The sequence below is a fragment of the Dyadobacter sp. CY356 genome (assembly GCF_021440195.1).
Classification (GTDB): domain Bacteria; phylum Bacteroidota; class Bacteroidia; order Cytophagales; family Spirosomataceae; genus Dyadobacter.
This window is the reverse complement of sequence record NZ_JAJTSZ010000006.1, coordinates 202305-225011: the sequence shown is the minus strand read 5'-3', so window position 1 is coordinate 225011 and position 22707 is coordinate 202305. Positions and strand designations below refer to the sequence as shown.

General features: G+C 40.6%; 21 protein-coding genes. 14 read left to right on the top strand and 7 right to left on the bottom strand.

The annotated features are described in order from the left end of the window. The first annotated feature begins 51 nt into the window (after window positions 1-51). From nirD to LXL81_RS19890, 9 genes are all read left to right on the top strand, one after another. Window positions 52-405, top strand: a complete 354-nt coding sequence (gene nirD / locus LXL81_RS19930) for a nitrite reductase small subunit NirD (protein WP_234648523.1) — start codon at window positions 52-54, stop codon at window positions 403-405. A gap of 6 nt (window positions 406-411) precedes the next feature. Beyond that, the gene (locus LXL81_RS19925; RefSeq protein ID WP_234648522.1) at window positions 412-1839 is read left to right on the top strand and encodes an ATP-binding protein; all 1428 of its coding nucleotides are present in this window, start codon (window positions 412-414) and stop codon (window positions 1837-1839) included. 17 nt (window positions 1840-1856) lie between these two features. Beyond that, window positions 1857-2528: a response regulator transcription factor gene (locus tag LXL81_RS19920; protein ID WP_234648521.1), complete on the top strand. Its 672-nt coding sequence runs from the start codon at window positions 1857-1859 to the stop codon at window positions 2526-2528. Between the two features lie 282 nt (window positions 2529-2810). Then, a complete protein-coding gene (locus LXL81_RS19915) occupies window positions 2811-6182 on the top strand; it encodes a SusC/RagA family TonB-linked outer membrane protein (protein WP_234648520.1) in 3372 nt (1123 codons plus the stop codon). Then, window positions 6182-7678: a RagB/SusD family nutrient uptake outer membrane protein gene (locus LXL81_RS19910; RefSeq protein WP_234648519.1), complete on the top strand. Its 1497-nt coding sequence runs from the start codon at window positions 6182-6184 to the stop codon at window positions 7676-7678. The genes LXL81_RS19915 and LXL81_RS19910 overlap by 1 nt, the downstream gene beginning before the upstream one ends. Before the next feature lie 48 nt (window positions 7679-7726). Further along, entirely contained in the window at window positions 7727-8650 is a 924-nt protein-coding gene (locus LXL81_RS19905) for a putative zinc-binding metallopeptidase (RefSeq protein WP_234648518.1), read from the top strand. Between the two features lie 27 nt (window positions 8651-8677). After that, on the top strand, window positions 8678-9991 hold the full coding sequence (locus tag LXL81_RS19900; RefSeq protein ID WP_234648517.1) for a DUF4302 domain-containing protein: 1314 nt from the start codon (window positions 8678-8680) through the stop codon (window positions 9989-9991). A gap of 115 nt (window positions 9992-10106) precedes the next feature. Then, window positions 10107-10364, top strand: coding sequence for a hypothetical protein (locus LXL81_RS19895; RefSeq protein ID WP_234648516.1), 258 nt, complete (start codon window positions 10107-10109; stop codon window positions 10362-10364). A 218-nt stretch (window positions 10365-10582) separates the two neighbouring features. Next, a complete protein-coding gene (locus tag LXL81_RS19890; protein WP_234648515.1) occupies window positions 10583-11011 on the top strand; it encodes a hypothetical protein in 429 nt (142 codons plus the stop codon). Window positions 11012-11055: 44 nt separating this feature from the next. On the opposite strand, the gene LXL81_RS19885 is transcribed toward LXL81_RS19890, so the two are convergent. The 4 genes from LXL81_RS19885 to LXL81_RS19870 all read right to left on the bottom strand — a co-directional run bounded on the left by LXL81_RS19885 (window position 11056) and on the right by LXL81_RS19870 (window position 15943). Further along, the gene (locus LXL81_RS19885; RefSeq protein WP_234648514.1) at window positions 11056-12519 is read right to left on the bottom strand and encodes an alpha-L-fucosidase; all 1464 of its coding nucleotides are present in this window, start codon (window positions 12517-12519) and stop codon (window positions 11056-11058) included. Window positions 12520-12714: 195 nt separating this feature from the next. Continuing rightward, window positions 12715-13215: a hypothetical protein gene (locus LXL81_RS19880; protein ID WP_234648513.1), complete on the bottom strand. Its 501-nt coding sequence runs from the start codon at window positions 13213-13215 to the stop codon at window positions 12715-12717. A gap of 179 nt (window positions 13216-13394) precedes the next feature. Beyond that, a complete protein-coding gene (locus LXL81_RS19875) occupies window positions 13395-14813 on the bottom strand; it encodes an alpha-L-fucosidase (protein ID WP_234648512.1) in 1419 nt (472 codons plus the stop codon). Between the two features lie 95 nt (window positions 14814-14908). Further along, a complete protein-coding gene (locus LXL81_RS19870; RefSeq protein WP_234648511.1) occupies window positions 14909-15943 on the bottom strand; it encodes an isoaspartyl peptidase/L-asparaginase family protein in 1035 nt (344 codons plus the stop codon). Between the two features lie 260 nt (window positions 15944-16203). Here LXL81_RS19870 and LXL81_RS19865 point away from each other — a divergent pair, with 260 nt between their 5' ends. The 3 genes from LXL81_RS19865 (at window position 16204) to LXL81_RS19855 (ending at window position 17921) form a co-directional block, all read left to right on the top strand. Beyond that, complete coding sequence (locus tag LXL81_RS19865; protein ID WP_234648510.1) at window positions 16204-16419, top strand: ATP-binding cassette domain-containing protein; 216 nt, start codon at window positions 16204-16206, stop codon at window positions 16417-16419. A 63-nt stretch (window positions 16420-16482) separates the two neighbouring features. Then, the gene (locus LXL81_RS19860) at window positions 16483-16842 is read left to right on the top strand and encodes an ATP-binding cassette domain-containing protein (protein ID WP_234648509.1); all 360 of its coding nucleotides are present in this window, start codon (window positions 16483-16485) and stop codon (window positions 16840-16842) included. Continuing rightward, window positions 16839-17921, top strand: coding sequence for a hypothetical protein (locus tag LXL81_RS19855; protein ID WP_234648508.1), 1083 nt, complete (start codon window positions 16839-16841; stop codon window positions 17919-17921). Before LXL81_RS19860 ends, LXL81_RS19855 begins: the two co-directional genes overlap by 4 nt. A gap of 44 nt (window positions 17922-17965) precedes the next feature. Here LXL81_RS19855 and LXL81_RS19850 read toward each other — a convergent pair whose 3' ends face one another. The 3 genes from LXL81_RS19850 to LXL81_RS19840 all read right to left on the bottom strand — a co-directional run bounded on the left by LXL81_RS19850 (window position 17966) and on the right by LXL81_RS19840 (window position 19405). Further along, entirely contained in the window at window positions 17966-18679 is a 714-nt protein-coding gene (locus LXL81_RS19850) for an SDR family oxidoreductase (protein ID WP_234648507.1), read from the bottom strand. Window positions 18680-18782: 103 nt separating this feature from the next. Beyond that, entirely contained in the window at window positions 18783-19193 is a 411-nt protein-coding gene (locus LXL81_RS19845) for a putative toxin-antitoxin system toxin component, PIN family (RefSeq protein WP_234648506.1), read from the bottom strand. Further along, window positions 19190-19405 carry a hypothetical protein gene (locus LXL81_RS19840; protein WP_234648505.1) on the bottom strand — a complete coding sequence of 72 codons (216 nt, stop codon included), beginning with the start codon at window positions 19403-19405 and terminating at the stop codon, window positions 19190-19192. The genes LXL81_RS19845 and LXL81_RS19840 overlap by 4 nt, the downstream gene beginning before the upstream one ends. A 173-nt stretch (window positions 19406-19578) precedes the next feature. Between LXL81_RS19840 and fabG the strand changes: the two genes are divergently transcribed. Further along, complete coding sequence (fabG, locus tag LXL81_RS19835) at window positions 19579-20325, top strand: 3-oxoacyl-[acyl-carrier-protein] reductase (RefSeq protein ID WP_234648504.1); 747 nt, start codon at window positions 19579-19581, stop codon at window positions 20323-20325. A 282-nt stretch (window positions 20326-20607) separates the two neighbouring features. Beyond that, on the top strand, window positions 20608-22689 hold the full coding sequence (locus LXL81_RS19830) for a VWA domain-containing protein (RefSeq protein ID WP_234648503.1): 2082 nt from the start codon (window positions 20608-20610) through the stop codon (window positions 22687-22689). The last annotated feature ends 18 nt before the right edge of the window (window positions 22690-22707 follow it).

The following is a 22707-nucleotide window of genomic DNA, read 5'->3' as shown; positions in this document are numbered from 1 at the left end:
TGGCACCGGGGTGTGGATGTTATCAATAAATCATTCCAGTAAAAAATCACCATGGAACCAACACATAACACAAAAGACAGAATAACCTGGCACCTTGCCTGCAACGTCAGCGACATCCCCGAAGACGGCGGAGGCTGCGCATTGATCGAAGGAAAACAAATCGCTATTTTCAACTTTGCCAGAAGAGGCGAGTGGTATGCTACTGACAACCAATGTCCACACCGCCAGCAAATGGCCATAGGCCGCGGAATGATCGGAAGTCAGGGAGATGAGCCCAAGGTTGCCTGCCCGTTTCATAAAAAAACTTTCTCCTTAAAAAGCGGACAATGCCTGACCGATGACGAATATAAAATCAATACCTTTCCCGTGATCGTCAGGGAAAATCAGGTTTATATTGGTTTGTAAATAAAAATGGAAAAACTCGAAAGTCAGGTTGCGGATCGTTTGACAAGATATTATATCGTCGCGCTGACTTTGGTCGCCGTGCTGACAGTCAGCGGACTTTTTTTAGTCCGAAGAACGATCAATAACCTGAATCATGACAGTCGGGTGGTAAATGTGGCCGGTCGCCAGCGCATGTTAAGTCAGCGTTTGACAAAGCTTGCTATTTTACAAACAGAAAAAATTCCAACAAATGATTCTGTCAAAATCGACTCACTGCTTCATGTCTGGAAAGTAAGCCACGAACAATTGCTTCGCGGACGGATCAAGATGGAAAGTGAATTCGTAGTTTTGAAAAGCGATTCGATCAAAAATATGTACAAAAATCTGGAACCTGTTTTCCAAATAATGTATAAAAATTTTCTGATCGTTGATAGTCCGGAGGCTTCGGAAGATGAAAAGAAAATCGCACTTCAAACCATTCTTTCAACTGAGCCTCTATTTCTCAGTCAGATGGAAGCCATCGTTTTTCAGTTTGATAAAGAAAGCTACGGGAGGATCAGGATTTTGGAGCAGATCGAATGGATCCTTGATGTGCTCACCTTATTGGTTCTTCTGGCAGAAGGAGTTCTGATTTTCCGGCCCGTTGTCAATACCACACGACGGATTGTTCGTCTGCTGGCGGCATCGGAAGATGCTGTAAGAGTGGCAAATAAAAAACTGAAAATCTCAAATGCTCAGCTGCTTCGCGCGCAAGACGATCTGGTAAGAAGCGAAGAAGAGAAATATCAGCTGCAACTGGCAGAAGACCGTGTCAGAGCAGCGGCAATAATCGAAGGGCAGGAAGAAGAACGAAAACGTTTTGCACTGGAATTGCACGACGGTATCGGACAGATGTTAACCGGACTGAAACTCCAGGCTGAAAAACTCAAACAAATGCAGTTTGATGATGAGAAACAAAGGCTTCGTTTTGATAAACTTGTAACGTTAATCCAGGATACAATTCACACAACCCGCCAGGTTTCTTTCAATCTTATGCCTTCCGTTTTGAGTGATTTTGGTTTGAGTGCGGCGTTGAATCTGCTTTGCGCGCAAACCTCAGAATTGTCAGGAATAAAAATAAAATATGAGGGTATAAAGGATCGTATCGCACTGGCCCGACCTATGGAAATCGGACTGTATAGAATCGCCCAGGAAGCTTTGAATAACGCGGTTAAACATGCTGAATCGGACAATATAAAGATAAAATTAGAACAAAACGCGAATCGGATTTTTTTGGAGATTGAAGATGATGGGAAAGGATTTTTAATTAGTAATTTGAAAAATAAAAGCGGATCCTTTTTGACACAGAACGGAATTGAAAACATCCGGACGCGTACACAATTACTCAACGGTGAAATGAAACTTATATCGAGTGTGGACGCCGGCACGAGGCTGGTTATTAATATCCCTGTGTAATCGTAAATGTGAACGAGATGCCCATACGTATACTAGTCGTTGATGATCATTCTGTGGTGAGGCAAGGTATCATCACCTTGCTCGAAGATGAGGAGGATATCCTGATCGTGGGTGAAGCTTCGGATGGCGATGAAGTGTTGGATAGCGTTTCAAAATATAAGCCCGATGTAGTTCTTCTTGACCTGACAATGCCCCGTATGTCGGGGTTGGAGGCGATTAAATTATTACTACCGGCTTTTCCAAATGTCAAAGTGCTGGTTTTCAGCATGCATAATAATGCGGATTATATTATTTCGGCTGTCACCAATGGAGCTGCCGGATACCTTCAGAAAGATACGGGCAGGGAAGAAATTCTCAGAGCTGTACGTAGTGTGGCTGCCGGTGAGTTATATTATCCGCCCAATGCATCCTCTGTTATCATCCGAAGCCTGATTCTTCCGAAAAAAGAGGTTGAAGTCCCGGAGGTTAAGAGTACCAACTCTGCATCTGTCTGGAATAAAATGACACCACGCGAGCAACAGATTCTGCAATGTCTTACGGAAGGAATGAGCAGCAAAGATATTGCAGAACATTTTACAATCAGCTCTAATACAGTTGCCAATCAGCGGGCCAGTATCATGCGAAAAGCCAATGTTAAAAACACGGCCGAGCTGATCGGACTGGCACTTAGAGACCGGGAAAAAGTGTGAAATTCGCATCAAGAAATGTAACCGATCATGGTAAAAGAAATTTTTTTTCTTACATTTATTCCCAATCGCCCCTTCCCATACATATCTTGTACAATTATAGTCACTTGCTGTCACAAATTTGGCAATTTGGCTTATCCTGAAAATATTATTATCCATAAAAGTATTTTAGGTTAGCATACATCTAACCCTGAAAATAATCGTTTATTAGATTGATTATCCGTATAATTGAGTTCCATTAAAATTTGAGACCTATTTAATATAGAATTTTACGACCATTCAAGTATGAAGATTTTTTATCGGACCAGTGGTTTTCGACCATTCTTTGTGTTTTTGTTATGCACTATTCTGTGTGCCGTCTTAACAATAAGCCCAAAGCAGGTAGCAGCTGCAAATATTGAAGTCCGTGGCGTGGTAAAAAGTAAGGCCGGTGAACTATTGATCGGAGCCACTGTACGGGTAAAAGGCGTTCAAAAAGGTACAGTCTCAAATGAAAAGGGTGAGTTTGTATTGCCGGATGTTAACGAAGGAGCCACTTTGGTCGTAACCATGATCGGCTTTTTACCTTCCGAATTCCCTGCCGCCAAATTTGTAACAATCGAACTAAACGAAGACGCCGTTGGCCTTCAGGATGTTGTTGTTACTGGTTTTCAACAAATTGATAAAAGCAAATTTACCGGATCTGCCGTTACGTTAAAAACGGACGATGTCCGTATTGACGGGCTTCCTGATGTGAGTCGTATGCTCGAAGGGCGTGCTGCCGGGGTTTCAATCCAGAACGTTTCGGGTACTTTTGGTGCTGCGCCAAAAATCCGAATCCGCGGAGCCACTTCTTTAAATGGAGATAACAAACCGCTTTGGGTGGTGGATGGCGTTGTTTTGGAAGATATCGTAAACATTTCCAACGACCAGCTTTCCAGCGGTGATCCAACCACTTTGTTAGGTTCTGCGGTTGCAGGACTCAACCCGAATGATATTGAAACTTTTGATATACTAAAAGATGCGGCAGCAGCGGCTTTGTACGGTGCGCGTGCGATGAATGGTGTTATTGTTATTACAACAAAAAAAGGAAAAGCCGGAAAGCCGGTCATCAGTTATTCAGGTAATTTCAGTACCCAATTAAAACCATCATACAAGAATTTTAACATCATGAATTCTGCCGAACAAATGTCCGTTCTGGGAGAATTGGAAAGAAAAGGTTACCTGAATACAAATGTCCTGGATAACCCGGATTATGGTGTTTATGGGAAATATTACAGTTTGCTTAACGCGGACGCCAGTGGCAATTTTGGTATAGCCAATACACCGGAAGCGAAAAAGGCATTTCTTCTAAAATATGCAGGGGCAAATACAGATTGGTTTGATGTTTTGTTCAAAAATAATTTTTTACAGGAACATTCATTGAGCGTTTCTTTCGGTACGGACAAATCGCAATCTTATTTCTCCACCAGTTTTTTAAGTGATAACGGCTGGACGGTTGTGGATAAGGTGAAGCGTTATACACTGAATTTCAGGAATACGTACAAGCTTTCTGACAAACTTACGCTTGGATTTTCCACGCTTTCTTCGGTGCGTCAGCAGAGAGCTCCGGGATCTTTAACCCGCCAGAGCAATCCGGTTGATGGTACTTACGGACGTGACTTTGATATCAACCCGTTCAGTTATGCGCTTAATACAAGTCGCACGCTGACTGCTTTTGATGAAAATGGCAACCGCGAATTTTTTAGAAGAAATTATGCACCATTTAATATTCTCACAGAACTTGAAAATAACTACATCGATCTGAACCTGATCGATATCCGTTTACAGGGTGATCTGGCCTATAAAATCACACCACATATTTCCTATGACTTTGTAGGTGCACTTCGGTACATCCATACCGGCCAGGAACATCAGATCACAGAAAATTCCAACATGGCCAACGCATACCGTGCGGCAGGAAATTCAACCATCGCTTTAAAAAATAAATTCTTATACAGAGATCCCGATGATCCGGACGCCTATCCGGTTGTGGTTTTACCCCGCGGTGGTTTTTATAACCGGAACGAAGACGAAATGACTTTTTACAATGTTCGGAATAACCTTCGTTACAATAAAGTTTTTGGTGAAAGACATGCTGTAAATGCATTGGTGGGTCAGGAAATTAAATTTACCAACAGACAAAATTCAAACAATACAGGTTACGGTTATCAATACGATCAGGGCGGAGTTCCTTTTGTAGATTACCGGATTTTAAAACAGACAATCGAAAGTAATTTCCAGTATTTTGGGATGACCAAAAGTTTTGACCGTTTCGCTGCGTTTTATGCAAGTTTGGGTTATACGCTGGATGATAAATATAACTTCACCGCTTATGCCCGTTACGATGGTTCGAACCGTTTCGGGAAATCTGCCATCGGCCGCTGGTTGCCAACCTGGACAGTTGCCGGTTCGTGGAATCTTGATCATGAAGAATTTATCAAAAACCTTTCCTGGATAAGTTATGCCAAATTGCGTGGAAGTTATGGTTTAACAGCAAGTACCGGACCGGCAACAAATTCGGCGGTATTGTTGAAAAGTATCATCACAAACCGCCCTTATACAGACGAAAAGGAATCTGCGATAGATCTTGCTTCCCTTGCCAATCTTGAACTTACCTGGGAAAAACTTTACAGCGGAAACATTGGTCTTGATCTTGGACTTTTGGGCAACCGTTTCAATATCACAGCAGATGTTTATCTTAGAAACAGTTTTGATCTGATTGATAAAATAAAAACTTCCGGTATCGGCGGACAAACTTATAAAATTGCCAACTACGCAGATATGCAGTCAAAGGGAATTGACCTTTCGCTGGAAGCGGTAATTCTTAAAACCAAAGATTTTTCATGGCGCTCACGTTTCACAGCTGGTTATGCGCATACCCGGATCACAAGCGTTGACAACCTGCCAACAATTTTTGATATGGTAAAAGCGGAAGGGGCAAACATTCAGGGACATCCTGTAAGAAGTTTGTTCTCCGTTGATTACCGTGGCCTGGATCCGAAAACGGGTGTGCCTACATTTTTAAATGAAAAGGGAGAAGTTAGTAAAGACGTTTACCTTCAGGATCTTAACACTTCTTACCTGAAATATGAAGGTCCGGTTGATCCGCCGCTCACAGGAGGTTTGAATAATACCTTTACCTATCAAAGCCTGACGCTGAACGTTTTTCTTACCGGACAGGCTGGGAATAAAATCAGATTAAACCCACTTTACAAAGGAACTTCTGGCTCGCGACCGGCTTTCAGTGATCTGGACGCAACACCAAGAGAATTAAATGACCGCTGGGAAAAGCCCGGGGATGAGAAAATTACCAATATCCCTTCTATACCGGATATTTTGGAAAATCAGTATCTGGCCGGGATCTATCCTTACACCACATACAATTATTCCAGTCAGCGCGTAGCCAGTGGCGACTTTGTTCGTTTGAAATCTGTATCACTTGCTTACCGCTTTCCTTTGACTACAATCAAACGACTGGGAATGTCCGCAGCTTCCATTCAGGTTTCGGCCATAAATCCGTGGCTTATTTATTCAGACAAAAAACTGAAAGGACAGGATCCGGAATTCTTTAATACGGGTGGAGTGGCTCAGCCGATTCAAAAACAGTTTACGGTAGCCATCAAGTTTACTTTATAATGGAGAAATTGAAAATGGAAAACAGATATATAAACAGACTTTTTGTTTTGCTGCCGTTATTCATGCTGATGGGCTGCGACGATTTTTTGTCGAAGGAACCAGATAGTACCAGGGCAACATTAGAAACGCCGGAACAGGTGTCGCAATTGCTGACAACCGCTTATCCACAGGGAGGATACGTTTCATTCAGCGAGGCAATGAGCGATAATGCAGCAGATAAAGGTGTAGGACAGGATGACCGTGTCAACCGCGGATCTTATCTTTTTGAAGTGGTGGATGCACCGGTGAATATTGAAGACTCCCCGGATATGTACTGGGCGAAGGCATATAAGGCGATCGCCTCTGCAAATCTTGCTCTTCAGGTTATTGCCGAGGCAAATGATCCATCTATATTTTCTGCACAGAAAGGTGAGGCACTTGTTGCCAGGGCATACGCGCATTTCATGCTGGTCAGTTTCTTTTCAAAATTTTATAATCCAACAACCGCAGCAACGGATCTGGGTATACCTTATGTGACCGAGCCTGAGGATGTTGTGATCAAACAATATGAAAGAAAAACAGTTGCTTATGTATATGAAATGATCGAAAAGGATTTACTGGAAGGACTTCCTTTGATAAAAGATGTATCATACACCGTTCCAAAATATCATTTCAATGTTGCAGCGGCCAATGCTTTCGCCAGCCGTTTTTATCTGGTAAAAAGGGATTATGCAAAAACGCTTTCTTATGCCAATGCGGTTTTTCCGGCGGGTGATCTTGCGGGTAACTTACGCCCATGGAATACAGAATATCTGCCTTTGACATATGATGCTTTATACAAAAGATACACGAGAGCAAGTGAACCAGCCAACTTACTTTTGGTAGAAACCAGCTCTGTTTATGGACGTTATGTGGCGCAATACCGCTATGGATTGACCAACGCAAAATGGTCGGAAATAAACCAGGTGAGTGCCTTGTCAAGCAATTCGGCCAACTGGGCTTACCCGGTTTACACGCAGGGTGATGGTAATTTGCTTATTCCAAAACTATCGGAATACTTTGTTAAACAATCGGTTAATGCAGAAATTGGTGATCCTTATGTGATGGTTCCATTATTTACGGCTGAGGAAGTTCTTTTCAACCGGGCTGAAGCGAATCTATATTTGGGAAATACCACTGCGACGCTTTCTGACATCAATTTGTTTATGAGCAAACGTATAAGGAATTATGATGTAACGACCCAGGCTGTAACTGCTGCAAAAATCAGAACTTATTACGGACTCAGCAACTCAACGGCAAATAATAACCTGGGACTGCTGTACGCAATTGCAGACTTGCGCAGGATTGAATTTGTTCAGGAAGGTATGCGTTGGTTTGATATGCTTCGTTATGGAATTGGTGTGGTGCATACAACCAGAGAAGGATCGACAATTACAATCAATAGTGACGATCCAAAAAGAGTGTTGCAATTGCCACAGTCGGTCGTTCAGTCGGGTATTCAGTTAAATCCGAGATAAGTATTTTGATTTTAGCTATTGGAAAAATATATAAAAGATCTTTGTAAGATGAACATTAAAATTACTTTTAACTACCTCTTTTCTCTTCTTGCCATAGGCTTTTTAATGAGCTCGTGTAAGGAAGATTCAATCGGTGATGTCGCCACTATTTCAGGTCTTGGTGGTGAAGAGATACCGCCAACTGCGATTGACACTTATATAAAAGACAGCCTTACGACTCCTTACAACATTCAAATGAAATACCGCTGGGATCAGTTTGAGTTTGGTGATGTGACTAAAACGCTGGTGCCGCCAAAAGAAGAGAAAATTATCCCCTTATCCCGGGTTGTAAAAAGTGCGTGGATTTTGCCCTATGTTCAGCAAAAAGACCTGACTTTTTTCAATACATATTCTCCAAAAACCTTCATTCTGTCGGGAAGCGTTCAGTATTTGTCAAACGGCGGTGTGGTACTGGGACAAGCGGAGGGAGGAAGAAAAATTGTACTTTTTGATGTAAATAACTTTAAAACGCGCGGAACAGCGGATTACGTAGCTGCAACAGATTCCAATAAAGTGAAAGAATTTGTTCACACCTTACAGCACGAATTTGGGCATATTTTACATCAGAATATTCTTTATCCGGTTGAGTTTAAAACGGTTTGTAAAGGACTTTTTCAGGGAGAAAACTGGATCAATATTACTGACGCAGAAGCTCGTCAGGATGGATTCGTAACAGCTTATTCAAGTTCGGGTTTTGATGATGATTTTGTTGAAACCATTGCCATATTGCTGATTGAAGGTAAAGGTGGCTGGGAAAAGATCATTAATTCTATCCCGGCAGGTTTTAGTGTAAATGGTACCAGCCAGGCTGATGCACAGGCTAAACTGAGAAGAAAAGAAGCACTCGTGGTGAGTTATTACAAAACCGCCTGGGGTATTGACTTTTATGCATTGCAGAAGAAAACCCGCGCTGCGCTGGTTCCGTTGTTATAAGAAATTGTCCGTTCAAAAAAACTTCCAATGAAAAATAAGTATCTGTCCTACCTGTTATTATTTCTTCTTGCCGGACTCTGGTCGTGCAGTGACGATAATGACGTTTTTGAACAAACAGCAGATGAACGTGTCAATGCAGCTCTTGCGGAATACCAGAAAGAATTATCAGACGCGCCTTATGGCTGGAAGGGAATAATTTATCCTGGCGGCGGCGGTGTTTATAGTTTTTATTTCAAATTCAATGACAAGAATCGTGTGGTGATGTATTCTGATTTTGCCGCTGAATCGGCTGCTACGCCAAAGGAAAGCAGTTACCGCGTAAAAGCAATGCAAGCGCCTTCGTTGATTTTTGATACTTATTCTTATCTGCACGTGCTGGCAGATCCGGATGCGGAGGTGAATGGAGGAACTTATGGTGATGGTTTACGATCTGACTATGAATTTGCCTTTAATGGTGATTCTCTGAATACAGGAAATATTACTTTAACCGGTACAAAAAATCAAAGTAAACTTATTTTGATTAAAGCGACGCAGGAAGAAGCAACGGCTTATGGAAATGGCGGAATTGCTAAAAGTTTGCTTTTCAACAACATTTCAAAATATCTGTATTACTTCAAACGCTTCACAGCGGGTGGTGTTACCTATGAAATTCTGGTAAATCAAAATGATAGAAAAATTACCTTAAACTGGCTAACCGGTACAACAGCCAATACTTTTACAACCGATTATTATTACGGAGGAACAGGCATATCGTTTTTGACACCTTTTGTAAACGGTTCAACAACAATTAATGGTTTAAATGATGTAACCTGGGATGCTGCAAATACATTGATTGGTTTTACAGTAGCAGGAACAAAAGTAACCGTGACAGACAATCCTAAACCTCTAAGAGTGGATTTGGCGGCTGCGAGGAGATGGTATCAGTCAGCAGCTGCCGACGGAAGTTATTGGTTTGCCCCAGATGGATTTCATGTAAATGGTGTTGAAGATGCTTTTAAGGTAAATACCTTGAATTATCAGGGTTCGCCGTACTACTATTACTTTTATTGGCCGGCATTTGGTACAAATTACGATGCTTTCGGACCAGCTTTTGTAACAGATAATGCGCTTGCCTTATACTATGCAGATGCGCCAAGAACACCAACCTTTGCAACGGATGGCAGAATTGTATTTGCGTCGAGCGGTACTTTGGGAACCGGTTATCCTACGGATGGTCCTGTTATAGCCACAAAAACTTATTTGTACGATACAAGTGGTTTTTACATTATTCAGCTTTCTGATAACGCCTACGATATGGTTAGTGCGAAAGATGGGAAAGGCTGGATAAGCTGGATAAAGTAGGCATAGAAATTAACATTTTTAAAGCCTGATCTGGTCACATATTTCTTAAAAAAATGTGTGACCAAATCAGGCTTTAATCGTATATCAAGAGTACAAAACTAACTAAGCTCTTCATATGAAAACCAAGAACATTCTCGTCTATTATCTGCTGATATTAAGTCCATTGGCTGCACTCATTTTAACCACTGAAAACGGTTTAATTAATACGACACTATTTCTGATTGGCTTACAGATTTACATTTTCTTATATCATCCCTACGTAAGCGGTCTGCGGTTATTGGCCCTGAAAAAACTGGAAAGGAAAGATTTCTGGCGGATGTTTATACCATTTTGGGATACTATTCATTTCAAGACTTTGTTTCTGGATTTCTAAAATCAAATTGGTATGAAAAGAATACTATCATTTTTTTTATTCGGCATGCTGATCGTATTGATCGGTTGTTTTCTTTTTATAAATTCTAATATGAAAATGACCGGAAGAATGACATTGTGTCTCGGTTTATTTACGGAAGCCTCTGCTGTTTTTTTAGTAGCAAGATATTTTTGGAAAAAGGGTACACAACGTATTTAGTCATCAAATTCCATACAGATATGAAGTCATATAAAAGAACTTTGATTATTCTTTTTTTGATGGTTATGGCTTTCGGGGTTATAACCGATGTCATTTATGAGGTTAATTCAGCGCTTTACCAAACTTTGCATATTTTTCAGAAATGGGCTTTTGTTTTAATAGCTCTGCTTATTGTTATCAATGAAGTCAGAATCTGGAATAAACCGGAAGAGAATTTTAACAATCATGTGGAGACAAATGAAGCAACGCTTGGTCGCCGGAAAACGCTCTCCTTTGTAGGAATGGGTATTTCTCTATTAGGTATTATACTTTTTGCAACACTAAACTCGCCACTTCCAGGCAGTATAGTTACAAGCTGCGGATTGCTGATTATTATACCCTTTATTTATCTGTCAGAAAAGTGCACTGAAACAAATTATTGGATCAACATCCAACAAAAAACCCTTTGACGAAGCTGCCGTCAAAGGGTTTTATATTTTGATTTTATCAGTTGTTACATCGAATCCTTATACAATCCAAATTCACTGATAGCCACACTAACCGGTGATTTTGTGATCCTTAATCTGAATTTTTGACCTGTTACCGGAGCTGGTAATTTTATCAAACGTTTGGCACCCACACTTGTTCCGGTTGCTACTTCTTTCCAGTCAGCACCTGCCCATACGTCCACTGCAAAACCTTCAATTCTTTGTCCCAGCTTAATGTATTCCTGTAAACAGATAACATCAAAAGTTACCGGATTGCTCAGATCAATGGTCACTTCCGGCGTTTTGAAATCTTCATCTGTTGCCCAGTAAGATTCAGGTTTTCCGTCTAAAATATTTTTGGCACTATAAATAGAATTATAGCCACGAACATTCACAGCTTTCGAACTCGCACGTGCAATCAGGTTTGTAGCAAATGTGTTTTTAACCCGGTCTCCAAATGTTTTTAAGGCAGCCACATCATCCTCATGCAATTGGCCTCTGGTATCAGGAGCCAGTCCTAAATCCAGCCCTGCACCGCGCCCTACACTTTTGAAATACAATTCGAAAAGTTTTTCCGGTGTTTTGGGCTTTTGATCCGGGTGAAAGAACCAGCCTTTACGAAGCGGAACATCACATTCAGCAGGTATCCAGAATTTACCATTTCTAGTTCCGCCAGGGTTTTCCTCTGCATTTGCCTGGCCAGGAACGGCTACATTTTGCCCTTTGGAAGGAACTGGCGTTAACGTTGCCCAGGAAGTTTCCGCAGCCTCGCCATCTTCATTTCCAACCCAGCGAACATCCCAGCCCACATCACTGAAAATGTTAGCGGTCGGCTGCAATTTACGAGTCAGGTTAGTCCAGGTAGAATCCCATTGGTAATAAGTCGTATTGTCGATAGAGCGTTTTTCTTTGGCTCCTCCATAATATCCGTCGCCGCCATTGGCACCATCATGCCATGACATAAATAACGGACCATAATTTGTATAAAGTTCTTTAAGCTGTTCACGATAAATGGCGAGGTATTCCTCCGTGCCATATTTCGGATTGTTTCTGTCCCATGGAGAGCAATAAACACCGAATTTTAAGCCATGTTTACGAGCTGCATCTGCAACCTCTTTCACCATATCACCTTTTCCGTCACGGAACGGGCTTTTTGAAATATTATATTCAGTGGTTTTCGTAGGCCAAAGCGCGAAACCATCATGATGTTTTGCAACAAAAACGATACCTCGCAAACCGCCTGATTTTGCTGCCAGTATAATTTGCTCCGCGTTAAAATCTTTTGGATTAAAAGACTTTGGATCAGCATCGCCAAAACCCCATTCCTTGTTTTCAAAAGTAGTAGGCGTGAAGTGCATAATTCCATAAACCTCTGTTTCATGCCAGGCAAGCTGTCTTGGTGCCGGCAACGCCCCATATGGTTTAGGAGGAGTTTGTGCGAATGTATTAATGGCCGTCAACAAAAATAACGCGGCTATTGATTTTATCATTTTGGATTAAAGGTTTCCTGTTTTAAGTATGTTTAATTTTTTGAGGTGGTAGGGATTGTATGGATCCGACTTTTTTGATATTTCCCTTCGAGCGTTTTTTTTGAAGCAAGAATGTTATTTCATCCAAATCTGTTTTATTAAGTTTGGTATTTATAACTTCCGGATCCGCCGTATCTAGTATTTTAATATTAGTTTTCATTTGAAATAATGTTTAACTAATGAATTAGCTTCCTTAAAGTCAATAAACATTCTGTTTCCTATAAGGATTTTTGCTCCAATAGACAATTGATAGTGGGTGATTAACTTAGTTTTAGAATCAAAAACTACTGTTCCATTAAAACCATTTTCGAAAGCTATCTTACATGCAAATGCAATTAAGTTTCCTGCCACTCCCAAATATAGTTTTTCTGATCCCTTATTAAACTTGGCACTTTCTACTAAATGTAAGAATACATGATCTTGATTAATACTGATACTCACTAACCCATGAATAATCTTTGGGTTTTGATTAGTCACCAGTTTGTAAACCGATCTTAATTCATTTTCGGCTTCTTCTTTCCAATTGAAGATCCAGTCTTTCTTTTTTAAGAATCTAGTTTTTGATACATCAAATGGAAGTACTACTGTCTCAAATGTTTCTCCCGAAATCGAACTTTCAATTGAATTGGTAAGTTTGTCTATTTCAAATTCCAGCATGTGTATATCTTATATTAACAAATATAAGATTAGTTCTGTACAGTATGTAATTTACTTTAGACAGTTTCATTTAACCGCAATAGACGCAATAGGTTTCGCAATGGACGCAAACGTTAATCCTTGCGTCCATTGCGAAAACCATTGCGTCTATTGCGCCGGGCCGCCGGGCGGTTAGAAAACTAGTTTATCACAAACAAATAAGCAGGTTGTTTTCCAATTTCTGCAATCGTTTTTGCAGGAACTTCAATCATTCCATTTTTAAGACGTAATCCTTTTTTAGAGCCTGCCATAGTAATTTTCGCAGAGGCAGGAATGGTAAGTCCGTCCGGCTTCAAACTCGCAGGAACAGCTTCTCCTTTTTCAGCAAGATAAAATGCGTAGGTAGTACTTCCTTTTTTAGTATAGGCCCATTTCCCCTGGCGGTATGGTGCCGCAGGTTTTGTTTCATAAATTCCAACACCATTCACATTCATCCATTTTCCGATTTCATCCAGACGCTGATAAGCTTCTTCATGCCATTCTCCATCGGGTCCCGGAGCTATGTTTAATAATAAATTTCCACCTTTGGCAACAATATCAACCAAAGTATGAACCAGCTTTTCAGTTGATTTGAAATTTTCTTTTGGAATATAAGACCAAGAATCACCCATTGTCAGACAAGACTCCCAGGGAATAGACATGTAGTGATCGGGAATAGACTGCTCCGGCGTAACATAATTTTCAAATTCACCCGTAACGGTACGGTCCACAACCAATAAGCCCGGCTGATGCGAACGCGCCATTTTAGCGATTTTGGCCATATCAATATCCTGATCATATGGAATGCTTTTCTGCCAGCTGATATTTGGGTCGATCGTACTTTTAGGACGGATCCAGCCGCCATCCAGCCAAAGAATATCAACAGAGCCATAATCAGACATCAATTCTTCAATCTGATTATAGGTAAATTCTTTAAATTTATTCCACTGGTCAGGGTATTTTTTAGGATCATACGAAACGTTACGATCTTTTGGCGGGAAATATTTCCACCAGTAAGAAGGCGTATTCCAGTCGGGTTTTGAGAAGTAAGTTCCTGTCATAAATCCCTGATTACGGAAAGCAGACAAAACTTCCTTCGTAACGTTAGCTTTCGGATTGGATTTGAAAGGCGTGTTTGTGATTTTATAATCTGTGTATTTCGAATCAAACATCGCAAATCCGTCATGATGTTTTGTCGTAAAAACAACATATTTCATCCCGGCATTTTTCGCTGCCAAGGCCCATCTTTCCGGATTGAATTTTACCGGATTAAAAGTTTTGCCAATTTCTTCATACGCTTTTTTGTATTCAAACCAGTCGTGAGAATGTGGTCCGCGACGTTCGCACCAGCCTTCATCTTCCGGACAAAGCGACCAGGATTCCACGATTCCCCACTGGCTGTAAGTTCCCCAGTGCATCAACAAGCCGAATTTGACATCCTGCCATTTGCTTAATTTTTGTTGCACCAAAGGATCCGTTGGTGCAATATAATTGGAGTGATTTTGCTCAGAATGCTGCTGCGCAAAACTGGCTGTTGTTAGTAAGAGGAGTAGGGAAGGAATAATCCGGTTTAATTTCATTTTTGGTAATACTTATGGTTCAATTTTATAGATAGTTTACGGGTGCGTTAAGCTTTTTAGCAATGATCTCATAGCTAAAAACCAATCGCTAATAATCATGCAAAGTGACTTTTCGCATTGATCACTTTTCCTTTGCCGCCTTTTTCCGTTACCGTATAGTTAAATCCTTTCTGAACGGAATAGGCACCCACTTCACCTTGTTTATTGATAGCAATAAATCCAACCTGAAAAGTTTTGGCGCGTTCAGGATTTGGTTTTATGATTCTTTCGACTGCTTTTTTACACGCCTCATAAGGAGAAAGTCCGTTCCGCATAAATTCAACAACCAGGTGTGTCCCGCAAACCCGGATCACCTCTTCACCCTGTCCGGATGACGTTGCCGCGCCCACTTCATTATCCACAAACAAACCGGCTCCGATAATTGGTGTATCACCCACACGTCCGCGCATTTTGAAACCCATCCCGCTGGTTGTACACATTCCCGAAACATCACCGTTCGCATCCAAAGCTATTGTTCCCATCGTATCATGATTAAAAGAGCCATCCTCAAAACGGTTGGGCGCAAAAGGGCCATGTTCGCCTTTTGGATGAGACTGCTGTTGCTCGATGTTGATAACAGGTTTATATTCTGCTTTTACCAGCCATTGTTTATAAGCTTTTGCAGCATCAGGTGAAAGTTCTCCTGATTCAAGCGGAAATCCGTTTGCCAGGGCAAATTGTTGTGCGCCAACTCCGGCCAGGAACACATGCGGGGTCGTTTCCATCAATTTCCGGGCAACAGAAATCGGGTGTTTAATTCTTTCCATAAAGGCTACCGAACCGCAATTGGCCTTTTCATCCATGATACTCGCATCCAGCGTTACGTATCCGTCGCGATCGGGATTTCCACCCAGACCAACACAGCAATTGATATCATTTTCAATGGCGATGGCGGCTTGTTCCACAGCGTCCAAAGCTTTTCCGCCTTTTTCCAAAACAGGCCAGGCAGCAGAATTTGCAATTTGTCCGCTGTCCCAGGTAGAAACCACAATAGGTTTGTTAACCGCCGAAGAGGCAAAAAGTTTATTAACTTGTGTAAAAGGAATTGCCAGTGCTGACAATCTCAAAAAGGAACGGCGGGTTGGCTTCATGTTCAGGAGTTGTTCTTTTTATGGATAGATTTAGTAAGGAATGACTTTGGGAATTTGCTCAAAGTATGCTGACGCAAACTATGAAATGATAAATGTATTGCAATTTATTAAAAATTTTTAAAAAGTCGGGAAGTTAATTTATTTTGTGCACTTCGTAATTTGTTTGATATCCATCACCAATTCGTATAAATCGCAGAATATTTATTTGTGTATCTTTGATTTCACTACCTTTGATATAAAACAAAATTATATATATATTCATGGTTCTGGAAATTCAAAATTTATCACAGCGGTACGGATCATTTGAGGTGCTGACAATTCCCTCATGGGCAGTTGATTATGGAATTTACTGGGTTCAGGGAGAAAACGGTGCAGGGAAATCAACGCTTTTCCGAACTTTGGCCGGGATGTTACCATGTTCAGGTGATATAATTTTGGATCAAAAATATAATCTTAAAAATCAGCCGGTTGATTAACGCCTGCGGTTAAATCTTGGTGAGGCCGAACCATTATATCCCTCTTTTCTGACACCCGGTGATTTGATATCTTTTGTCGCAGAGGCCAGGCAAAGCCCTGTTGGACAGGCCGATATGTTAGTTGAAGCTCTGGGAATCAACTATTTGAAAAATTCATTTGGAAGCTGTTCCAGTGGGATGGTCAAAAAGGTATCTCTGGTCGTAGCTTTTCTGGGAAATCCGTCTGTGATAATTTTGGATGAGCCGCTGATAACCATTGACAAAGAAGCCAGAATGGCACTTTTCGATCTTATAGAAAACTACCATGCAAAAGGAGTCACTTTTTTGATTTCTTCACATCAGCTTTTTCAGCAGGAAGGGTTGCGTGTTACGGATAGTTTTGCGCTGAAAAATAAGAATTTAGTCAGGATAGAAGCCGTATGAAAGTGTTAATGATTTCTACGGTACAGGCGTTTTTCAGACAGCGCTCGGGGATGTTTTTCGTTTTGATGGGTTTACTTTTTGGTTTTCTGAGTGGGAGAGAACATTACGCTTTTGTCCTTTTCTTCCTTACTGATCGATTTGGAATGCTGTATCTGGGCGGGATCTGGCTTTTGTACACTTTGTTATGCCTGCATTTTGTCAAAAATTTATGGATTCAACCAGAATACAACTTTATCTATAACACCAGATTATGGCCTGCATCCAAACGAGTTTTACGGTTTGGATTAATGGCACTTGGCTTTTTGCAGCCAATCCTGTACTATGGAATTTACATGTTTTCCATCGCCAGACAGGATAAGTTATCGGGCAGGATCTGGCCGATATTTTTGTGGTATATTTTATTCAGTTTATTGCTTGTTGTCTCATCAGAATGGCGGATCCGAAATCCTGTTTTATATCATTCCAAAAATAAAACCACATTCAACTGGCCGTTTCCAAGGCCTGTCTCCTGGATATACTGGTCAGTGGAATGGCTTTTCCGTGAGAGAGGAATTACTTTACTGGCCTGCAAAGCCGGAGCAATTGGGGTTTCGATGTGTACTTTGATTTATTACAATACCGATCATTATGATCTCCGTTTGCCAGCAGTCGGGCTTTCCCTTAGTTATCTTTTGAACGTCGGAATTTCTTTTGAACTTTTTCAATGGGAAAACGAAGTCTGGCTATGGAGCCGGTCTTTACCTTTTTCAGTAGCCACGCGTTTTAAAAGGATTTTCCTTACACACGCAATTGTCATACTTCCTGAAACACTCATTGCTGCAAAATATCAGATACTTTCATTTTTTGAAATTATGCAGTTATATGGATTGGGTCTGGCGGTACTGATGTTATTTCAGGTTTATCTATACAAACGTGGCGGCATACTGGAAGATATGCTAAAACCGGTTTTAATAGGTTTTGTGATGCTGACTTTATTGATTTTATACAAAATTCCGGTATGGGGGCTAGCCGGTGCAGGATTACTTTCTTCTTATTATTTGTATCGTAAATGGTATGGGAAAAATGAAAGCAGTATGTAGCAAACAGTTTTCTGGAAATAAAACTGCCTGCTACAAACTTTATATTATTTACCCGGAACAGAAGGTCTTACTTCGATTTTACTTGGCAAAGTTCTGGCTGGCATTTTAATTAAATCTGATACGATCTGGCCGATATCTTCCGGCTGGATTTTCCATGCATCTTTTTCAGATGGCGTATGATCGGCAAATTCAGTGGCAACCGAGCCCGGCATGATCGTCGAAACTTTAATACCATCTTTTCTTACATCCATCATCATCGCTTGTGAAAAACCTACCAGTCCGAATTTGCTGGCATTATAAGCCGTTCCATTCGGGAAGAAGTTCGTTCCTGCAAGACTTGAAATATTGATAAAATATCCTTTGGTTTCTTTTAATGCAGCAAGTGAAGCTTTTGCACTGAAAAATACACCAGTTAAATTGATATCAATCGTTTCCTGCCATTGTTCAACAGTCAGGTCATAAATTGGAGCAAAATGGCCGACGCCGGCGTTTGCAATGACGTAATCAAGTTGTCCCCATTTTTCAAGAATAACGTTTACTGCATTTTGCTGAGATTCAAGACTGCGTACATCGGACTCAATACCAATCGCAAAACCTTCACGGATCTGATTCAGTTTAGCAGCTGCTTCATCTGCGCTTTTTTGTGAACGACTGGTAATCGCAACCTGAATTCCATCTTTAATCAGTGCTTCGGCTACGCCATATCCAATTCCTTTTGAGCCCCCGGTGATCAGGGCTGTTTTAATTGATTCTGCCATTTTTGTTGGAAATATTTTCTGACCGAAAAGGCCGATTAATAATTGATATTTATAAACAGGGGCAACAAAGACAGTGCCAGGAAGGTTTGGGTGGGAGTGAGATTTATAAGTTTAAAATTAAAAAATCTGTTAAACTTAAAATGTAGGTTTTGCCAAATTGTTTTAAATCAAGCAAGTCAATTTTGTTACCGGTCAATAGATAATCGTCTTCACCGTCCTGACAAAGAGCCAGAAGGAAATCCTCTTTTAGATCAGGACTAAACCTGATTATTGATGTTGTTTCAATTAAGGTGCTGCGTTCATTTACTATTTCCAAAAAGGATTGAATTTGTTCCGAACTTACGTAACGTCTAAATTTTGGGCGATAGCAAACCTCAAATAGTTCCTTGAATAGAGAAATGTCTAGAAGAATTTTGAAGGAATTATTTTCTATTATTAGATTAAGTCTTTTACGTGAGTTTGAGTTTATTAAAGCACTCACATAAAGATTTGTATCTATTACTATTCTCTTCAAGAAGCTTGGCGTTTCTCACGCACTTGTGCTATTTCATCCAATATTTCCTGCTCTGAAATATCAGTGGAAGATGGAAGTGAATTGGATAAATCTTTCCAGCGCTCAACCCATGAAGGTTTACTTGGTTTAACGGATATTAACCCTAAAGCAACCAAATCATCTATTAAGCGCCTTGCTTTTGGATCTTGAATTTCAATGATTAATGTTTCCATGTAATTACTTTTTATCAAGTTATGGATATTTGCTTATTGAACAAAATGTACAAAATAATAATTTACACACTCGTGTTAATTCAAAAAACTTTCACCCGTCCAATTTTTGTTCATGCCATACAATACCCTATTTTTGCGACTCGAAACAATTCTATCCGATTTTTATCCTGTTTATGAGATTAGTTGAAAATAAAGTGGCTTTGGTAACCGGAGCTTCCCGTGGTATTGGACGTTCAATTGCTTTGCGTTTGGCTCAGGAAGGGGCGAACGTGGCATTCACTTATCTTTCCAGCGTGGAAAAAGGTGAGGCATTGGTGAAAGAACTGGAAGCATTCGGTATCAAAGCAAAAGGATATCGTTCTGATGCAGCAGATTTTCAGCAGGCAGACCAACTGGTTACTGACGTTGTTGCAGATTTTGGAAAACTTGATATTCTGATCAATAATGCAGGCGTAACCCGCGACGGTTTGCTGATGCGTATGAGTGAAGAGAACTGGGATACGGTTATCAATATCAATTTGAAATCAGTATTTAACCTTACCAAAGCAGCTACAAAAAGTATGATTCGTGCAAAAAGCGGATCTATTATCAATATCACTTCTGTTGTCGGTATCAGTGGAAATGCCGGACAGTCTAACTATGCCGCCTCAAAAGCTGGTATTATCGGTTTTACTAAATCGATTGCATTGGAGCTTGGATCAAGAAATATCCGTTCAAATGCCGTAGCACCAGGATTTATTGAAACTGAAATGACGGATGCCGTAGATTCTAAAGCGGTGGATGAATGGAAACAGTCTATTCCGATGAAACGTGGCGGACAACCTGAGGAAGTTGCCGATGCCTGTGTATTTTTAGCTTCGGATATGTCGCGTTATATTACGGGCCAGGTTTTGCAGGTTGACGGCGGTATGCTTACTTAACAATTGAGAATTTGGTGAAGTGATTTTTTTAGATCAATCGAATTTATATAATCAGAAAAAGAGCTTCGGCTCTTTTTTTGTTTTAGGTAAATGCCTCATGAAATGTGCTTTTCTTCTCAATCTAGTTGTCGTGATATGGTGGTAAATTGTTACTTCTTGCATATTATCATTTTTTGTTTCCTGTATTTTATTGTAATATTATTTACTACAATAATGCTTTCCGGAAAACTGTTTACTATATTACTGTAATACTGCTTACTGCGAAACTGCTTACTCACAATTATGCGTTCAGAGCTTATATTTCAAACTCCCTATTGGTTCATCATTTTTTGTGTTCTCGCCGGTGGCGCTTATGCCTTTCTTTTGTATCAGCCGGAAGCTTCATGGAGTAAGAAATTAAATTATGTTCTGGCTGCTTTACGGGGAATTGTTGTAGCGATAATTTGCTTTTTGTTACTGAGTCCGCTGGTCCGAAGAACGGAGAGTACTGTTGATAAAGCAAAAATTGTTTTTGCTATTGATAACTCAGAATCGGTGAATGGGGCGGGGCAGCCAGTTTTAAAGCAAATTGCAGAGGCTGAGAAAGAATTGAACTCCGCAGGTTATGAAGTAAGTATTCAAACATTTGATAAGGCAGGTACCGGCTTATCTGCTGATTCGATCCTGTTCAACAAAAACAAAACTGATATATCAGGCTTGCTGCAAACGGTCAAAAGTAATTTTGAAGGCAGAAATCTGACAGACGTAATTTTACTTTCTGACGGAATTTCCAATCAGGGCGTTTCACCTACTTTCAACCAATTTCCTTTCAAGGTCAATACGATTGCCGTTGGTGATACCGTGCCGGATCTTGATATCCGTATCAAGGATGTTGTCAATAACCGCGTTGCTTATCTTGGTAATGATTTTCCAATCCGGGTGGATATTGCAGCGAATGGTTTGGCAGGGAAATCGACAACGGTTTCTCTAAAACAGGGAGGAAGAATTATTTCGACGCAAACAGTCAATATTGACCGTCCAACTTATTTTAAATCTTTTGATTTTACGACTTCTTCCAATCAAAAGGGCGTTCAGCATTACACCATCGAGCTGGGTAACATTCAGGGAGAATCGTCAGCACGAAATAATCAAAGAGATGTTTATATTGATATTATCGACGGTCGCCAGAAAATATTATTGCTTGCTTTAACACCGCACCCGGATGTAAAAGCTTTGCGGAGTTTGATCGAAAGTAACGACAATTATGAGCTGGATGTTAATACACTGACTGCTTCGCAAGGAGCAGCAGAATCGATCGGCAACAAACCTTACGACCTGGTCATTTTGCATCAAATCCCGAATGTGCTGGGTATGGGTAATACGATTGTACGTAAAATTCTGGATGCTAAAAGACCGATTTTTTATATTCTTGGCAATCAATCAGCAGTTCCGTTATTGAATACTTTGAATCGTTCTTTGACGGTCAATGTAAATCAGGGACAGTTTGACAAGGTTACGGCGCGATATAATCCGTCTTTTCAACAAATTAATTTCAATGATGAAAGTATGAAGTTGCTGGAAAGGCTGCCGCCGCTTTCGGTACCTTTTGGAGAATATAATATTTCGCCCGGTACTGAAACGATTTTATATCAAAAAGTTGGTTCGCTGAATACAACAAAGCCGCTTTTGATATTGAATACAGCAACAGAGCAAAAAACGGCAATTCTTGCGGGCGAAGGAATTTGGCAATGGCGTCAGGAAGAATTTGCCTTGACAGGAAAACACGAACTGGTTGATAATCTGTTTCAAAAAGTTATCCAGATACTGTCTGTTCGGGATGACAAACGGAAATTCAGGATTTATCCCGTTAAGCCGGAATTTGACGCGGGTGAAGAAGTTGTTTTTCAAACTGAAATTTACAATGATATCTATGAGCCGATTTATGGGCAGGAAGTCAAACTGGACATAATGGATGAAAAAGGGAAAACAAAACAATATAACTATACGCATTCCGCTGAAAACCCACGGTTCAATATCAGCGGTTTGACCGACGGCGTATACCGTTTTCAGGCAAGTACGATGGTTCGCGGTATTCAGGAAAAAATCAGCGGACAGTTTGTTGTCAGAAATGTTGATATTGAAATGGCGAATACCACGGCAGATTTTGGAATGCTTCGCGAGCTCGCTGCCAAAACTGGTGGAGAATTTGTTCAACCCGCTTCTTTAAATCAATTAATTCAAAAACTCAAAACAAACCGTGCACCTAATCGTCTCGAAAGCAGCGAGGATATGGTGGAGCTCGTTCATTTAAAATGGTTATTTTTCTTAATTCTCGTACTTTTGGGAACAGAGTGGGGATTGAGAAAATATCATGGCGGTTACTAAACGTCGGATTATTTTGTA

Coding starts and splice junctions, on each gene's coding strand:
- nirD (WP_234648523.1), top strand. CDS start 52: ATGGAACCAACACATAACACAAAAGACAGAATAACCTGGCACCTTGCC.
- LXL81_RS19925 (WP_234648522.1), top strand. CDS start 412: ATGGAAAAACTCGAAAGTCAGGTTGCGGATCGTTTGACAAGATATTAT.
- LXL81_RS19920 (WP_234648521.1), top strand. CDS start 1,857: ATGCCCATACGTATACTAGTCGTTGATGATCATTCTGTGGTGAGGCAA.
- LXL81_RS19915 (WP_234648520.1), top strand. CDS start 2,811: ATGAAGATTTTTTATCGGACCAGTGGTTTTCGACCATTCTTTGTGTTT.
- LXL81_RS19910 (WP_234648519.1), top strand. CDS start 6,182: ATGGAGAAATTGAAAATGGAAAACAGATATATAAACAGACTTTTTGTT.
- LXL81_RS19905 (WP_234648518.1), top strand. CDS start 7,727: ATGAACATTAAAATTACTTTTAACTACCTCTTTTCTCTTCTTGCCATA.
- LXL81_RS19900 (WP_234648517.1), top strand. CDS start 8,678: ATGAAAAATAAGTATCTGTCCTACCTGTTATTATTTCTTCTTGCCGGA.
- LXL81_RS19895 (WP_234648516.1), top strand. CDS start 10,107: ATGAAAACCAAGAACATTCTCGTCTATTATCTGCTGATATTAAGTCCA.
- LXL81_RS19890 (WP_234648515.1), top strand. CDS start 10,583: ATGAAGTCATATAAAAGAACTTTGATTATTCTTTTTTTGATGGTTATG.
- LXL81_RS19885 (WP_234648514.1), bottom strand. CDS start 12,519: ATGATAAAATCAATAGCCGCGTTATTTTTGTTGACGGCCATTAATACA.
- LXL81_RS19880 (WP_234648513.1), bottom strand. CDS start 13,215: ATGCTGGAATTTGAAATAGACAAACTTACCAATTCAATTGAAAGTTCG.
- LXL81_RS19875 (WP_234648512.1), bottom strand. CDS start 14,813: ATGAAATTAAACCGGATTATTCCTTCCCTACTCCTCTTACTAACAACA.
- LXL81_RS19870 (WP_234648511.1), bottom strand. CDS start 15,943: ATGAAGCCAACCCGCCGTTCCTTTTTGAGATTGTCAGCACTGGCAATT.
- LXL81_RS19865 (WP_234648510.1), top strand. CDS start 16,204: ATGGTTCTGGAAATTCAAAATTTATCACAGCGGTACGGATCATTTGAG.
- LXL81_RS19855 (WP_234648508.1), top strand. CDS start 16,839: ATGAAAGTGTTAATGATTTCTACGGTACAGGCGTTTTTCAGACAGCGC.
- LXL81_RS19850 (WP_234648507.1), bottom strand. CDS start 18,679: ATGGCAGAATCAATTAAAACAGCCCTGATCACCGGGGGCTCAAAAGGA.
- LXL81_RS19840 (WP_234648505.1), bottom strand. CDS start 19,405: ATGGAAACATTAATCATTGAAATTCAAGATCCAAAAGCAAGGCGCTTA.
- fabG (WP_234648504.1), top strand. CDS start 19,579: ATGAGATTAGTTGAAAATAAAGTGGCTTTGGTAACCGGAGCTTCCCGT.
- LXL81_RS19830 (WP_234648503.1), top strand. CDS start 20,608: ATGCGTTCAGAGCTTATATTTCAAACTCCCTATTGGTTCATCATTTTT.